The organism is Salinimicrobium sediminilitoris, assembly GCF_020866905.1.
GTDB lineage: Bacteria > Bacteroidota > Bacteroidia > Flavobacteriales > Flavobacteriaceae > Salinimicrobium > Salinimicrobium sediminilitoris.
In genome coordinates, this window is the sequence record NZ_JAIVCC010000009.1 from 21,306 (window position 1) to 36,890 (window position 15,585).

The following is a 15,585-nucleotide window of genomic DNA, read 5'->3' on the forward strand; positions in this document are numbered from 1 at the left end:
ATAAAAAAAATGTCAAACCAGCTTAAAATAAAGATATCAATTGCAGACAGGGTTTATCCCATGACCATTCTTCCTGAACAGGAAGAGGGTTTACGTAAGGCTGCCAAAAAGATTGAATTTATGATTAAGCAATTTGAGCAAAGTTATGCCGTTAGGGATAAGCAGGATGTACTGGCAATGTGTGCTTTACAATTTGCTGCCCAAACTGAGCAAAAATCAATTGACACCAGCAGCGATGTAGTCTTAGCTGAAGATAAATTGAAAGCGCTTAATGATTTGCTCGACAAGCATTTGGTTTAACTGTTCTTTGAATTATAATATAAAGGTTACTGCCTGTATTAGTTAATTTATTTTGATAAACTCAACACCAATTCTTTAAAAAGGGTGAGTTTAAGTTGTAAAAGCAAGCCGCCTTTGAGCGGATCCTTGATCAGCTTGTTAGCCCTAAACGTGATTTAAAGAGTTTATACAAATCGACAACTAGTACAGGCTTTTTTTTTACATAAAAACTAACTAATGGATACACTAGCTATAGCGATTATTATTATTTCACTTGTCCTTGGACTTGCAATTGGTTTTGGGATAGCAAAATATCTCGAAAAGAAAAATGCATCCAGGATCATTCAAAGAGCAAAGAAGTCGGCCTCGGGAATTTTAAAAGAGGCTAAACAGGAAGCCGAAGGAATTAAAAAAGACAAGATCCTGCAGGCTAAAGAAAAATTTATTGAACTTAAGTCTGAACATGAAAAAGTGATCCTTTCCCGCGATAAGAAGATCGCAGATGCCGAGAAGAGGGTAAGGGATAAAGAATCTCAGGTTTCCAGCGAACTTGCAAAAAATAAAAACCTGAATAAGGATCTCGAAGAAAAGATCGCAGATTATAATCACAGCAGTGAAGTTCTAGAAAAGAAACAGGAAGATGTTGATAAACTTCACAACAGCAAAGTTCAGCAGCTTGAAGTGATCTCCGGTCTCTCTGCCGAAGATGCGAAAGCACAACTTATTGAATCATTAAAAGATACTGCCAAGGCCGATGCCATGGCACTGGTGCAGGATACCATTGAAGAGGCCAAACTAACAGCCCAGCAGGAAGCTAAAAAGATCATCGTAAATACCATACAACGCATAGGAACCGAAGAAGCTATAGATAACTGCGTTTCGGTTTTCAACCTGGAGAGTGACGATGTAAAAGGGCGAATTATTGGTAGGGAAGGAAGAAACATTCGTGCCATTGAAGCTGCCACCGGAGTAGAGATCATCGTAGATGATACTCCTGAAGCTATTATTCTATCATGTTTTGATTCAGTAAGAAGAGAGGTAGCACGTCTATCTCTTCATAAACTGGTAACTGACGGAAGGATCCACCCTGCACGTATTGAGGAGGTAGTAAAGAAAACTACTAAACAAATCGAAGAAGAGATCATTGAAGTTGGAAAACGTACAGTAATTGATCTTGGGATCCATGGATTACATCCCGAATTGATCCGGATCGTAGGTCGAATGAAATACCGTTCCTCTTATGGGCAAAACCTTCTGCAACACTCAAGAGAAGTTGCCAAGCTTTGTGGCGTAATGGCTGCCGAGTTAGGACTGAATGCTAAACTAGCTAAAAGAGCCGGGTTATTGCATGATATCGGAAAAGTGCCGGATTCTGAGACTGAAGTTCCTCACGCAATCCTGGGAATGCAATGGGCCGAGAAGTTCGGTGAAAAACCTGAAGTTTGTAATGCCATTGGAGCTCACCATGACGAGATAGAAATGACTTCTTTACTTTCTCCTATTGTACAGGTTTGTGACGCCATTAGTGGTGCAAGGCCGGGTGCAAGAAGACAGGTTCTTGATTCTTACATTCAACGATTAAAAGATCTGGAAGACATCGCCTTTGGATTTGGAGGTGTGAAAAAAGCATACGCTATCCAGGCAGGTAGAGAATTAAGGGTGATCGTGGAAAGTGAAAAAGTGAGCGATGAAAAAGCAGCAAATCTTTCCTTTGAAATCTCTCAAAAGATACAGACAGATATGACCTATCCGGGGCAAGTGAAGATCACGGTGATAAGGGAAACACGAGCGGTAAACATCGCCAAGTAATTGAGAACATAAAAAGATTAGCTCCCGTTTCTCAAAAGAAACGGGAGTTTTTTATTTGGACCAATTAGTTTTCGTAAATTAATACTACGAACCGTCTACCATGCGAAAAAAAAATGTTCTGAGATTCCTCTTTCTGGCAGTACTGCTTTACCCCATTTTTAGCCTGTTTAAAGTCGTTGGAGATCTCAATGGTGCTGAGCTTCAGGAAGCGCTTGATTCGCTATTACACTACCAAATAAGTATCTGGGTGAGCTGGCTTGTACTGGTTTCGGCTTCTGTTTATTTCAAGTGGACTAGGCAGAAGAACTTCTTTTTCTTTTTCACCTATGCCTTTCTGGTCGTAGCTTTTGCCTTTCTTGGATATATGAGCCAGGAGTTGGTGATAGAATATGATTTACCCAATAAATTTAGGGATAATTACTCTTTTGGGGTGTTACAGGCATTGCAGCATATAATTTCTTCAGTAGTGCTAACCGCTTTTCTTCAGGCAGCAGTATGGTGGTTTACCCGCAGGTGGCACAGAAGGTAGTAAGGCAGTAATGGGTTATTGGTTATAATTTAGCCCGAGAGAGACTTCCTGGTTTGACTAATCTACTCGTGTGTTGTTTTGATAAGGTTTTAAAAATGCCTTTTTTTAAAGGTCCTTGGAATTAATAATTTTTCCGCCTTTCTTAATGATGTCCTTTCGAATGCTCTCGAATTCCTTCGGGAGAAGGGGAACGGCTGCGTCTTCAATCAAAGTGGCATTAAAACCTTCCTTAAGGGCATCCAGGAGGGAGAAATAGACACATATATCTGCAGCAAGGCCACAGAAGTAAAGATCGCTCGCCCCTTTTTGTTCAAGGTAACCGCTAAGGCCTGTGCTTTTCTTGTACCCATTGTCATATAATCCACTATAGCTATCTATTTCGGGATCCATTCCCTTTCTAAAAATGGCTTCTACAGGCTTTGTTTCCAGGGCGGGATGAAAATCTGCTCCCTTTGTTCCCTGCACACAATGCGGGGGCCAGAGTTTCTGTTCCAGGCCGTTAAGTTCTATGACTTCAAATACATTTTTCCCGGAGTGGTTTACCGCAAAACTTTTGTGATTCGCCGGGTGCCAGTCCTGGGTTGCCACAACTAGCTCAAAATGGGGTAGTATCTCATTGATTACGGGAATGATCCTGTCTCCGCCTTTCACTTCGAGCGCACCTCCCGGCATAAAATCTATTTGTGCATCAACAATGATTAACGTTTTCATGATCTTTTATTTTTATGTTCCTCAATTAAATCATTTCGTTCATCTCTGAGTTTTTCACTAATTCCCACTTTATAGATATGGGGGTTATTGAACCTGTGATATTCGGGCGGAAGTTTTGCCAGTCTTTCTTTGCTGAAATCTTTAATTTCCTGAATGCTTCTCTTCTTATTGGATCTTTTTTGATCTTCCATTACCAGGCTTAGAAGTTCCTCTTTTTGTACATCTCCAATAAACCTGAATTTTAAAGGATCAAAAGGATGGTACATCATCTCCGGATTTTTCTCGCCTGCTATGCACACCACATCCCCTCCGAGGAAGTTTCCGGAGTCATCGAGCAGGCGGAGCACCTGCTTTCGGTGTGGCAAGGTCACTTTTGAAATGGTTTCCGAAAGTTTTATTCTGGGTTTATCTTTGAAAAATGACAATTTATAGACCCCGTCCAGCGCGGCATCAGGTTTTCCTGTCACCAGGCTGGTTCCCACGCCAAAAATGTCAATAGGAGCTTCCTGGTCCAGTAAGCTTTTGATCACATGTTCGTCCAGTTGATTGGAAGCAGAAATTTTCACGTAATCGAGTCCTGCTTTGTCCAGCATTTCTCTTGATTTCCGGGCCAGGTAAGCGAGGTCACCGCTGTCAAGACGGATTCCCTTTAGTTTATGGCCGCGGCTTTCCATTTCCTTGCCCACCTGGATGGCGTTGGGAAGTCCACTTTTTAAGGTGTCATAGGTGTCGACAAGTAAAATGGTGTTTTTGGGATGGGTTTCTGCAAAATCTCTGAAGGCATCCAGTTCATGTTCATAGCTTTGAATAAAGGAATGGGCCATGGTCCCTGAAACCGGGAAATTAAAATCCCTACCTGCCCGGGTATTACTCGTAGCTTCAAATCCTCCAATTACAGCTGCCCTGCTGGCATGATAGCCACCAAACCCCTGTGCCCTTCTAAGGCCAAAATCAATTAAGGTTCTGCCTTTTGCCTGGATGGCCATTCTCGATGCTTTTGTGGCAATGAGAGTTTGAAAGTTTAGAATATTCAGCAGTAGAGTTTCTATGATCTGTGCTTCAATGATATTTGCTTCCACCTTAAGCACCGGTGCTCCCGGAAAAACCACGTCTCCTTCCCTCATGCTGTAGATCTTTCCGCGAAAGCGGAAATCCTTCAGGTAATCCAGGTAATCTTTGGAAAAATCCTGGGTACTTAAGTATTCGAGATCCTTATCTGAAAATTTAAAATTTTCCAGTAGATCCAGTAGGGTTTCAAGACCTGCAAATATTGCAAAACCACCATTAAACGGTAGTTTCCTGAAGAAGTAGTCAAAAACTGCAGTCTTTTCAGCTTCACCTTTACTAAAATACACCTGTCCCATGGTGAGCTGATACTGGTCTGTGTAAGTACCGCTAATATCTATCATTCTACCGTTCTTTGTTTTTATGTGTATGCTTTCTATAATTCTTCCTGGGCTTCCAGGTACTGGTCCTGTTTATGCCAGTCAAACCTATAGGAAAGTCCGCCGGCTACCTGCCAACGGGAGGGAGTATCTTTGAAATTGATAAGTCCTGAAATATCTGCCTGGAAATTTTTATGAAAAAGATAAGCGAGACCTCCGCGGGCAATTTCATCACTGTAAATGTCACTTATGATGGTTTGGAACTCTCCAAACATGGCGAATTTTTTGGAAAAGGAATGTGTAAGGGTGGCAATACCCGAATAGGTTGGAAATTCTTCTCCAATTTGGTCACCAATGACGTTTAGGACTAAAACCCAGGGTCCCCAGTTGTTTTGGGTGATCACCGCTGCACGAGGTGAGAATTTTCCCTGCCCCTCGTACAGGTAGGGGTTGTCCCCAAAGGAGAAATTTGCTCCTCCATAAACAGCTACTGCAGGAATAAAAATACTCCAGTCAAAACGTTGATTTGCTTTCCAGCTGTAAAGGTTTGGTTTTTTTTCTTTTGCATTTTTGTGGGGATCGTAAATAAGGTATTTTACCCCAATGGCATTGGAATCAAAATTGCTTATTCCATAATTTTGAGTTTCTGCTCCTACTATGTAGCTGGTGGTTTGGTCCAGAAAAGATCCCATAAGGTTGATTTCCAGTTCTTCAAAGAACAATCCGAATCTTAGAGCATAATCTACTCCCCAAAGTTCAGTTTCAGTTTGCATCAATTCGTGATCATCGTTACCAAACTTCCCCCCGGCTTCCAGTTGTAGGACATTAGGTCCTACAGCAAAGGCCCCCTGGGAATTTCCGGGACGGTTGGAGTTGATCGTTTCTGTATATTGTGCTGTGGCTAAAAAACTTCCGGAGAGAAAAAGAATAAAAAAAGTAGCGTAGATTCTCATATTCGGGCTGTTTGGTTACGATCAAATATAGAGATTTTATCATTTTTTTCGGCTGCAGCAATGGTTTTCTTTGAGCAGAATGGTAATTTTACCAAAATTTTTGGAATGCACGAAGCTTCATTATCCCAGGTATTAAGAGTAGTTCTTATTGTCCTGCTTATATACTTTGGATTAAAAATTATAATGCGCTGGCTGGGTCCTCTCCTTTTACGATGGATGTTGAAGAAGATAGGAAGGAAATTTGAGCAGCGGTTTAACCAATCCGATCCCAGGACCCAACAGCCCCGGGAAGGAGAAGTGAATATTGAAGGCAAGCCCAAGAAAACTCCAAGATCAAACAATGACGTGGGAGAGTACATCGATTATGAAGAAATTGACTAATTTCCGCTCCAAAATCCTCTTCCTATGAATTTTTCCTTTAAGAAAGTTCTTCCTCATATTTTAGTTGTTCTCGGGTTTATCGCTATTTCGTTAGCATATTTTTATCCTGTACTTCAGGGGAAGGAGATATTTCAAAGTGACATTGCGCAGTATATTGGGATGGCGCGGCAACAAAACGAATTTAGAGCAGAGACAGGGGAGGAGCCTTACTGGACAGATGCTGCCTTTGGAGGAATGCCTACTTACCAGTTAGGCGCTAATTACCCGCACAATTACGTAAAGGAACTGGACAGGACCCTGCGATTTCTGCCACGGCCGGCCGACTATCTTTTCCTGTATTTTATTGGAATGTATATTCTATTCCTGGTCCTAAAAATAGATTACAGATTAGCATTCCTGGGAGCCCTGGCGTTTGGTTTTTCAACTTATCTCATCATTATTCTGGGAGTGGGGCATAATGCCAAAGCTCACGCAATAGCTTATATGCCATGGGTAATTGGGGGAATACTCCTGTGCTTCAGGCGAAAATATATTCCCGGATTTTTATTGCTCGCCTTTGGAATGGCGCTGGAGATAAGTGCAAATCACTTTCAAATGACCTTTTACCTGCTCCTGCTGGTTATTGTCATTGGGATTGTCTATCTCATCAATGCCTTCAAGAAAAAGGAATTACCACAGTTTTTTAAAGCCATCGGAATTATGGTGGTCGCAGTACTCCTCGCTATTGGCGCCAATGCAACCAATTTAATGGCCACCCAGGAATATGCCGATTTTAGTACCAGGGGCGACACAGGGCTCACAATCACTCCTGATGGTACTGCGGAAAAAACTGAAGGTCTTGACTATAATTATATTACCGAATACAGCTATGGTGTTCTGGAAAGTTTTAATCTTTTCATTCCAAGATTTATGGGCGGTTCCAGTGCAGAGAATGTAGGAACAGATTCAGCCATTTATAATCAATTGTTGCAGTTGGGCGCTAATCCTGTGCAGGCTGCGCAATTTGCTGAAGCAGCGCCTACTTACTGGGGAGATCAACCCTTTGTTGGAGCGCCGGCCTATATTGGAGCAACAGTTCTTTTCCTTTTTGTTTTTGCACTTTTTCTTGTGAGAGGAAAACTAAAGTGGTGGATAGTTGGTGGTTCTCTACTTGCCCTGCTGCTTTCATGGGGAAAGAACTTTGGAATTCTTACAGATTTCTTCATAAACTATGTGCCTCTTTACAACAAGTTTAGAGCAGTGTCTTCCATTCAGGTACTACTTGAATTGTGTATTCCGATACTTGCAATTGCGGGTCTGTCGAGATTGTTCTTTAGGGAAGAAAGTAATGATAGAAAAATTTACGCCCTTAAATGGGCCACAATAATTACCGGCGGCATTGCGCTGTTATTCCTGTTGTTTAAAGGAATGTTGTTCAGCTTTACAGGTGCCAGTGACGGAGTTTTAATTCAGCAGCTGGGACCTGAGTTTGTGCGGGCATTGAAGGAAGACAGGAGAGCTGTCTTTACTGCCGATACTTTTAGGTCCTTGATTCTGGTGCTGCTTACTGCTGCAGTTCTTTGGTTTTACTTAAAACAAAAATTTACCCGGAATATCGCCTTTTTGGCACTTGGTGCTCTCATTCTTTTCGACCTTGTTGGCGTTGGTAAAAGGTATGTTGACAGTGAAGATTTTGTGCTTTCGAGCGTAGTGAATCAGCCTTTTCAGGCTACAGGGGCAGACAGGGAGATCATGAAAGATGATGCTCATTACCGCGTATTTGATCTAAGCGGAAGCCCTTTCAATACCGCCCGAACCTCATTTTTCCATAATTCGGTAGGAGGTTATCACGCTGCCAAACCGGGCAGGATGCAGGAGCTTTATGATTTTTACTTATCGCAGAACAACCTGCAGGTGCTCAATATGCTGAACACTAAATATTTTATTGTTCCAACTGAAGAAGGACCGGTAGCGCAGGAAAATCCTGAAACAAATGGAAATGCCTGGTTTATACAGGAGGTGAAACTGGTGGAAAATGCAAACGAAGCAATAAAGGCACTGGAAGGGATCAATACCAAAAAAGTTGCCGTAGTAGACAATAAATTTGCAGACCAACTTCCAAAAAAGCAGTTTGCAGCAGACACTACAGCTCAAATTGAACTGGTATTTTATCAACCCAATGAACTGGTATACAGATCTTCTTCTGAAAATGGAGGAATGGCTGTTTTTTCAGAAATATATTATCAGCATGGGTGGCAGGCTTATATTAATGGGGAGGAAGTCCCGCATTTTAGGGTGAATTATGTGTTACGGGCAATGATGGTACCGGCTGGTCAACACGAGATCACCTTTAGATTTGAACCACAGGTAGTGAAAACCGGAAGTTCAATTGCACTTGCAAGTTCAATACTGCTGGGTCTTTTACTGGTTGGCGGTATCGTTTGGGGCATAAGACGAAGATAATTTGTCATTTTAAGCAGGGCTATGAAAAAAGTACTTATAGTTACTTATTACTGGCCCCCGGCCGGTGGCCCGGGTGTACAGCGATGGCTCAAATTTGTGAAATATCTTCCCGAAAATGGGATTGACCCCATAGTGTATGCTCCAAAAAATCCTCATTACCCTCTAAAAGATGCTTCTCTTGAAGCTGAAATACCTTCAGGATTAAAGGTGCTTAAAAAGGGCATTGTTGAACCCTATGCTTTTGCAGGTTTATTATCCAAAAAAGATACTGAAACTATCAGCTCCGGAATTATTCCGAAGGAACAAAAGCAGGGATTCCTTCAAAAGTTGATGCTGTTCATCCGGGGCAACTTTTTTATTCCCGATGCCCGTAAGTTCTGGATCAAACCTTCAGTAAAATATCTTTCAGAATACCTGAAGGAGCATGAGATCGATACTATTATTACCACCGGACCTCCTCACAGTATGCACCTTATCGGTTTACAGCTAAAAAAGGAGACAGGAGTGAAGTGGATAGCCGATTTTAGGGACCCATGGACACAAATTGGCTACCACAGCAAATTAAAGCTCCTTTCCAGGTCCCGAAAAAAACATGAAGAGCTGGAAAAAATGGTGCTGCAAACAGCAGAAAAAATAATCACCACCAGTTTTACCACCCGGGAGGAATTTGCGTCAAAAACAGATCGACCAATTGAAGTGATCACTAATGGTTACGATACAGAGCAGGTGGACAAACTTCCTATGGATAAAAAATTCAGCCTCTCTCATATTGGGTCGTTGCTTTCGGGAAGAAATCCGGAAAACCTGTGGCAGGCACTTTCAGAATTAATTTGCGAAAATGAAGATTTTGCCAGGGTTTTTCAGCTTAAATTGGTTGGAGCAGTGGGAGAGCCGGTACTGGAGAGTATTAAGAAAGCCGGTTTAAAGGATTGGCTCGTTTTAAAGAATTATGTTTCTCATTTGGAAGCCTTGCAATTGCAAAGGAGTGCGCAGCTGCTCCTGTTGATCGAGATCGACAGTGAAGAAACAAGGGGAATTATTCCTGGGAAATTATTTGAATATATGGTAAGCGAGCGACCAATTCTTGCAGTGGGACCGGAGAAAGCCGATATTCAAAAGATCATTCAGGAAACTAATACGGGGTCGTATTTTCTTTACTCTCAAAAAGGGCAAATTAAAGCCTTTCTTCAGGAAAAGTATGAGCTATTCAAAAAAAGGGAATTGAGATCTTTTCCAATTGGGCTTCAACAATACAGCAGGCGGGCCCTGGCGAAGAAGCTGGCAAATCAAATAAAGCAGCTTTAATGGGGATCATCATTAGCCAGTCGGCCAAAAACCTTACCACCACTTATGTGGGATTTGGGATAGGAGCGATCAACACGCTGTTCCTCTACACAAATTTCCTCACGCCTGAGTATTACGGACTGGTAGGTTTCCTGCTATCGGCCGCAAATCTTATCTGGCCCCTTATGGCTTTTGGGGTGCACAACACCCTCGTGAAGTTTTACAGCTCCTATGATTCTGAGGAGGAGAAGGATAAGCTGCTGAGCGTCATCCTGCTTTTACCGCTGGGGATCTCGCTCATTCTCGGTTTTATTGGTTATTTTTCCTATGGCTTGCTGCTTAATTACTTTTCTGAAGGGGACGGGCTGGTAAAGCCTTACATCTGGCTCATTTTTGTTATTGCTCTGGCCACTTCATATTTCGAGATCTTTTTTGCCTGGGCAAAGGTGTATTATAAAAGTGTTTTCGGGAATTTCATGAAAGAGGTGTTCCACCGGGTTTGTATCTCCCTGCTGTTGCTGGCAGTTTACTTCAGTTACATTTCCATTGAGAATTTCATTTATGCGGTTGGCGTTGTTTTTATTCTGCGGCTAATATTCATGATGTTTTATGCCTTCAGCTTATATTTTCCGAAGCTTAGTTTTTCTTTTCCGCGTAACAAATCTTTTATTCTGAAATATTCGGCTTTGATCCTCATAGCGGGATCGGTGGCCATGGTGTTGCTTGACCTGGATAAGGTGATGATAGAAAGATTCCTTCCCATAGAAATGGTGGCGGTGTACGGGATTGCGGTTTATATTTCTTCTGTGATCGCTGTGCCTTCAAGAGCAATGCACCAAATCACTTATCCCATGACGGCTTCTTTGCTTAACAAAAGGGACAAAAAAGGGCTTCTGGACCTTTATGAAAAGAGTTCCCTGAACCTGTTAATTATTAGCGGACTCATTTTTTTGTTGATTATCACCAACATTTCCCAGCTTTACGCTCTAATACCCGCAGAATATCAAATTAGTTATTCGATCGTGATCCTGATTAGTTGCGTGAAACTCTATGATAATTTGCTGGGGAATAATAACAGTATACTTTTTAATTCAGATTACTACCGGCTGGTACTGGCGATAGGCGTTTTTCTTGCCATCCTTGCGTTTGTACTGAATATTGTCCTGATTCCTATTTTTGAGCTTCTGGGAGCTGCGCTGGCTACCTTTCTTGCCTTTGCATGCTATAATACCGTTAAACTGGTGATGGTGCTGAAGAAATTCCGTATTCATCCTTTTACAAAGGAAACCGCATATAGCCTTCTTCTCATTCTATTATTCTCCTTTGGATTTTACTTCTGGAACTTCCCGTGGCATCCTGTGGTGAATATAGTTTTGAAGTCGGGAATTATCGCTCTTCTTTACGTCCTGGTAATTTATATGCTGAAGCTTTCTCCGGAAATAAATAAGATCATCAATCAAAGTTTCAGGTTCCTGAAGCGGTAAATATAAATCAAAGGCGTTTTAAAAAAAAAAGATCCCCGGCGCAATTGCAACCGGGGATCAACCAACTAACCAACCAAAATTAAATTTTAATTTCCTCCTCTGGAACTTCTTGTTCCTCTTGTCGAGGAAGTAGATTCCTGTACTTGTACTGGTGCAGAGTTTACAGTCGCAGATCGCTGTGTTCTGCTTTGTGCCTGTACCTGTCTTGCGGGAGTAGCGTTAACAGAAGAGCTTCTGCTTTTTTGCTGTGCGCTGCTTTGAGCAGGAACATTTGCGGCTCTACTTTGACGAACAACCCGTTGCTGTACTGCAGGAGTTTCCACTCTTGAATTTCTGTTTCCAACTTCTGCTTTTTGAGGAACAGTTGTGGTGCTTCGTACCTTTCTTTCTTCTCTAAACTGAGAAGTTGAAGCTGCTGCCCGTGGTGCCGGGTTATGGGTTCTAATATCCCTTTGGTCTTCCACTCTTCTTCCTCTTTGGTAAGAAGTAACTTTCTCTCCGGGTCTATAATAGCTCTTTTGAAATGAGTTGTTGTTATAATAGTTATTGTGATAATACTTTTTATATGAATTGTACCTCATCCTGTTCGGTTCATAGTACAGGCGGTATGGTTCATTGTAAACTACTGCAAAGTGGGAATTGGGTCTCATGTAGTAATCGTGCCATGGGCGATAAACATAATGCACATTCCTGCTATTGATATACCCTGAAGTATGGGTGAACTGGCGATAAGGATTATAGTTAACAAACATATTTCCAATCCTGTTCACCATTCCAAAGGCATTATATCTAATTTGAACACGTCCAGCCTGAATGATCCTTCCATAGTAGTCATAATAAACCGGGACATTCTCAATTTGTATCACGGCTCCAAAATCATCATACTGTACGAAGGGACCGTAGTTGTAACCGGAATTAAAGCTATAATTAACATGAGGCGGGATACGGTTGAAGTTTTTTCGGGAATTAAAAAAGAAATCAAACTGGCCGTCAGGAAAAACGGCAAATTCAACCCCTCTTTCCACAAAAATAAAAGCATCTTCATAACCTCGACGCTCAAAGTTCTCCCCGGCTGAAGGAGCAGCTTTGGTAGAAAATCCAACCACCAGCAAAGTCAATAAGAGGTAAAAATTTTTCATAATAGGGGGATTTAGAGATTAAACTATTGTACCGTTTTGCCAGTACATTTAATTACATTCAAACTACGTGCCAAAAATTAGAAAACCCCGTGAGCATTAAGCTATACGGGGTTTCCAAACTAACCAACCAAAAATTATTAATTACAATAAATTATAAAAACATTACTCTTGCAATTACTAAATTTAATTCAAAGGCTATGCCAAGAATCGTTATTTAAAGTTTTCCATTGTTAAATAATGGGTGCCTAAAATGATATTTTCACAACTTCTCTGCCAGGAAGGGTGCGGTGTAGGATTTCTTGTTTTTTGCTACTTCTTCGGGAGTGCCGGTTGCTATGAGTTGACCACCGGCTTCACCACCTTCCAGGCCTAAGTCGATGACATGATCTGCACATTTAACCAGGTCCATATTATGTTCTATCACAATGACCGAATGGCCTTTTGCCAATAGCGCATTAAAGGATTTTAATAACTTTTGAATATCATGGAAGTGCAAACCGGTGGTGGGTTCATCAAAAATAAAAAGTGCTTTTTCTTTTGAATTTCCTTTGACGAGAAAGGAAGCCAGCTTTATCCTTTGGGCTTCCCCGCCAGAAAGAGTGGAGGAGCTTTGCCCCAATTGTACATAACCTAATCCTACGTCCTGCAGGGGTTTTAACTTTGAAGTGATCTTATCCTCCCCATTGTCGGCAAAGAAAGCTACAGCATCATCAATGGTCAGGTTAAGGATATCATCAATATTTTTATCTGCAAATTTCACCTCCAGGATCTCTTTTTTGAAGCGCTTTCCATTGCAGGTTTCACAAAGGAGATGTACATCGGCCATGAATTGCATTTCAATAGTCACTTCTCCTTCCCCTTTGCAGGTTTCGCATCTACCGCCATCCACATTGAAGGAAAAATGTTTTGGTTTATAACCTCTAATATCACTCAGCTTTTGATTAGAAAATAAATTCCTGATGTCGTCATAGGCTTTAATGTAGGTTACCGGATTTGATCTTGAGGACCGCCCAATTGGATTTTGATCTACAAATTCTACTGAAGTTATATTACTGAATTTCCCTTCTATTTTGGTGAATTGGCCGGCTTTTTCACCGTGACCATTAATCTCTTTAGTCATGGCAGGATAGAGAATTCGCTTGATCAGGGTACTTTTCCCGCTTCCGGAAACTCCCGTTACAGCGGTAAAGACACCTAGCGGAAATCTCACATCAATATTCTTTAGGTTGTTCTCTCTGGCTCCAATGACATCAACAAAATATTTGTAATCCCGTCTTTTGGAAGGCACCTCAATTTGGAGAGTATTATTAAGATATTGAGAGGTTAGAGAATCGGAAACCAGGATATCACTAAAAGTTCCGGAGGCGACAACTTCCCCGCCATTGGTTCCGGCTTCGGGGCCGATATCGATGATCTCATCGGCGGCCTTCATAATATCTTCATCGTGCTCTACAACGATCACAGTATTACCAAGATCCCGAAGAGATTTCAGAACTTCAATAAGTTTTAATGTATCCCGGGGATGCAAACCAATAGAAGGCTCATCAAGAATATACATGGAGCCTACCAGGCTGCTCCCTAATGAGGTAGCGAGGTTGATCCTTTGTGACTCCCCTCCCGAAAGGGTATTGGACTTTCTGTTCAGGGTAAGGTAAGTCAATCCCACTTTTGAAAGGAATCCAAGCCTGTTCCTTATTTCGGTTAATAACCTTTTTGCAATGGCAGCATCGGACTCATTTAATTCAAGCTGGTCAAAAAATTCTGAAACTTTATCAATAGGCATTTCCACCAGCTGGGTGATGTTAGCTCCTCCTACCTTTACGAAATTGGCTTCAGGTCTTAGCCTTTTACCTTTACAGACAGAACATCTTGTTTTTCCGCGGTAGCGGGAAAGCATTACCCGGTTCTGGATCTTGTAAGCTTTGGATTCCAGGAAAGCAAAGAATTGATTTAAACCTTCAAAATATTGATTTCCATTCCAAACGAGATCCTTTTGCTCCTGGCTTAATTCAAAATACGGCTTATGGATCGGAAAATTAAATTTATGGCTGTTATTCACCAGTTGATCACGATACCAGCTCATACTTTCCCCGCGCCAGGGAAAAATAGCATTTTCATAAACAGAAAGACCGGTATTTGGGATTACCAGGTCTTCATCAATCCCAATGACATCGCCGTAACCTTCACATTTTGGGCATGCGCCATAAGGATTATTAAAGCTGAATAAGTGCACATTAGGCTCCAGAAAGGTCATGCCGTCCAACTCGAATTTATTGCTGAACTGTCTTAATTTTTTATCTGCAAGATTCTCAATAAACAGTTCACCTTTCCCTTCAAAAAAGGCGGTTTGAATGGCATCTGCCAGGCGGTTCAGGAAATCTTCCTCATCTTTGGTGACGATCCTGTCCACTACCAGGAACAGATCTTTTTCTTCTATTTTTGAGAGGTCTGTTTCATCGATCCTCAGTACTTCATCTTTGAATTTTATCCTGCTGTAACCTTGCTGAAGGAGCACCTTAAGTTTTTCCTCGGGGGTACGGCTTTGCTCAACATGAACAGGTGCTAAAAGCAGCATTTTTGAACCTTCAGGAAAAGTTTTTACATAGTTCACCACATCGGTCGCCGTATCTTTTTTCACCTCATCTCCCGATATAGGGGAATAGGTTTTTCCAATACGGGCAAAAAGCAGTTTAAGGTAATCGTAAATTTCAGTGGAGGTGCCCACGGTAGAACGGGGGTTAGTGGAGTTGACCTTTTGTTCAATAGCAATGGCCGGGGCAATACCTTTAATGGAGTCCACTAATGGCTTATTGAGCCTGCCAAGAAATTGCCGGGCGTAGGAGGAAAGACTTTCCACATATCGACGCTGGCCTTCAGCATATAAGGTATCAAAGGCCAGGGAAGATTTTCCCGATCCCGAAAGGCCGGTAAGGACCACCAGCTTATTCCGCGGGATTATGACATTTATGTTCTTTAAGTTATGGAGACGGGCTCCTTTTATAATTATATTCTCTTTTGGATCTACCCCTGAGATATCTACTTGCATACCTAAATTTCTGTTGAATTTGCAAAGGTACTTAATCTTCAAATTTTTCAGCTTCCCGGTGAGGGAATATAACTTAGTGGTAATTAAATTGTTAAAAACATTAACCTTTTATTTGTTTAAGTGAAAATTTTCCTGTTATATTT

Annotated in this window: 12 protein-coding genes and 1 other RNA gene; 8 read left to right on the forward strand and 5 right to left on the reverse strand. The window is 41.6% G+C overall.

The features are described from left to right. Positions 1-9: 9 nt before the first annotated feature. From LA313_RS09995 to LA313_RS10010, 4 genes are all read left to right on the forward strand, one after another. Positions 10-300 (forward strand): cell division protein ZapA, encoded by a 291-nt coding sequence (locus LA313_RS09995; RefSeq protein ID WP_228914556.1) that lies wholly within the window; start codon positions 10-12, stop codon positions 298-300. 59 nt (positions 301-359) lie between these two features. After that, a non-coding RNA gene (ssrS, locus tag LA313_RS10000) (6S RNA) lies at positions 360-466 on the forward strand. A gap of 50 nt (positions 467-516) precedes the next feature. Further along, positions 517-2,088, forward strand: a complete 1,572-nt coding sequence (rny, locus tag LA313_RS10005; protein ID WP_228914557.1) for a ribonuclease Y — start codon at positions 517-519, stop codon at positions 2,086-2,088. Positions 2,089-2,188: 100 nt separating this feature from the next. After that, complete coding sequence (locus LA313_RS10010) at positions 2,189-2,617, forward strand: hypothetical protein (RefSeq protein WP_228914558.1); 429 nt, start codon at positions 2,189-2,191, stop codon at positions 2,615-2,617. A 105-nt stretch (positions 2,618-2,722) separates the two neighbouring features. On the opposite strand, the gene pncA is transcribed toward LA313_RS10010, so the two are convergent. The 3 genes from pncA to LA313_RS10025 are packed head-to-tail and all read right to left on the reverse strand — an operon-like array spanning position 2,723 to position 5,666. Beyond that, the gene (gene pncA / locus LA313_RS10015; RefSeq protein WP_228914559.1) at positions 2,723-3,328 is read right to left on the reverse strand and encodes a bifunctional nicotinamidase/pyrazinamidase; all 606 of its coding nucleotides are present in this window, start codon (positions 3,326-3,328) and stop codon (positions 2,723-2,725) included. Then, complete coding sequence (locus tag LA313_RS10020) at positions 3,325-4,737, reverse strand: nicotinate phosphoribosyltransferase (RefSeq protein ID WP_228914560.1); 1,413 nt, start codon at positions 4,735-4,737, stop codon at positions 3,325-3,327. Before LA313_RS10020 ends, pncA begins: the two co-directional genes overlap by 4 nt. A gap of 32 nt (positions 4,738-4,769) precedes the next feature. Beyond that, positions 4,770-5,666 (reverse strand): transporter, encoded by an 897-nt coding sequence (locus LA313_RS10025; protein WP_228914561.1) that lies wholly within the window; start codon positions 5,664-5,666, stop codon positions 4,770-4,772. A gap of 105 nt (positions 5,667-5,771) precedes the next feature. On the opposite strand from LA313_RS10025, the gene LA313_RS10030 reads away from it, so the two are divergent. The 4 genes from LA313_RS10030 to LA313_RS10045 are packed head-to-tail and all read left to right on the forward strand — an operon-like array spanning position 5,772 to position 11,257. Further along, complete coding sequence (locus LA313_RS10030; RefSeq protein WP_228914562.1) at positions 5,772-6,047, forward strand: DUF4834 family protein; 276 nt, start codon at positions 5,772-5,774, stop codon at positions 6,045-6,047. Between the two features lie 24 nt (positions 6,048-6,071). Beyond that, the gene (locus tag LA313_RS10035) at positions 6,072-8,489 is read left to right on the forward strand and encodes a YfhO family protein (protein ID WP_228914563.1); all 2,418 of its coding nucleotides are present in this window, start codon (positions 6,072-6,074) and stop codon (positions 8,487-8,489) included. A 21-nt stretch (positions 8,490-8,510) separates the two neighbouring features. Further along, positions 8,511-9,794 carry a glycosyltransferase family 4 protein gene (locus LA313_RS10040; protein WP_228914564.1) on the forward strand — a complete coding sequence of 428 codons (1,284 nt, stop codon included), beginning with the start codon at positions 8,511-8,513 and terminating at the stop codon, positions 9,792-9,794. Then, positions 9,794-11,257, forward strand: a complete 1,464-nt coding sequence (locus tag LA313_RS10045; protein WP_228914565.1) for a lipopolysaccharide biosynthesis protein — start codon at positions 9,794-9,796, stop codon at positions 11,255-11,257. The genes LA313_RS10040 and LA313_RS10045 overlap by 1 nt, the downstream gene beginning before the upstream one ends. Before the next feature lie 86 nt (positions 11,258-11,343). On the opposite strand, the gene LA313_RS10050 is transcribed toward LA313_RS10045, so the two are convergent. Both LA313_RS10050 and uvrA read right to left on the reverse strand, forming a co-directional pair. Then, positions 11,344-12,396 carry a hypothetical protein gene (locus LA313_RS10050; protein WP_228914566.1) on the reverse strand — a complete coding sequence of 351 codons (1,053 nt, stop codon included), beginning with the start codon at positions 12,394-12,396 and terminating at the stop codon, positions 11,344-11,346. Positions 12,397-12,655: 259 nt separating this feature from the next. Next, on the reverse strand, positions 12,656-15,442 hold the full coding sequence (uvrA, locus tag LA313_RS10055) for an excinuclease ABC subunit UvrA (RefSeq protein WP_228914567.1): 2,787 nt from the start codon (positions 15,440-15,442) through the stop codon (positions 12,656-12,658). Between the last annotated feature and the right edge of the window lie 143 nt (positions 15,443-15,585).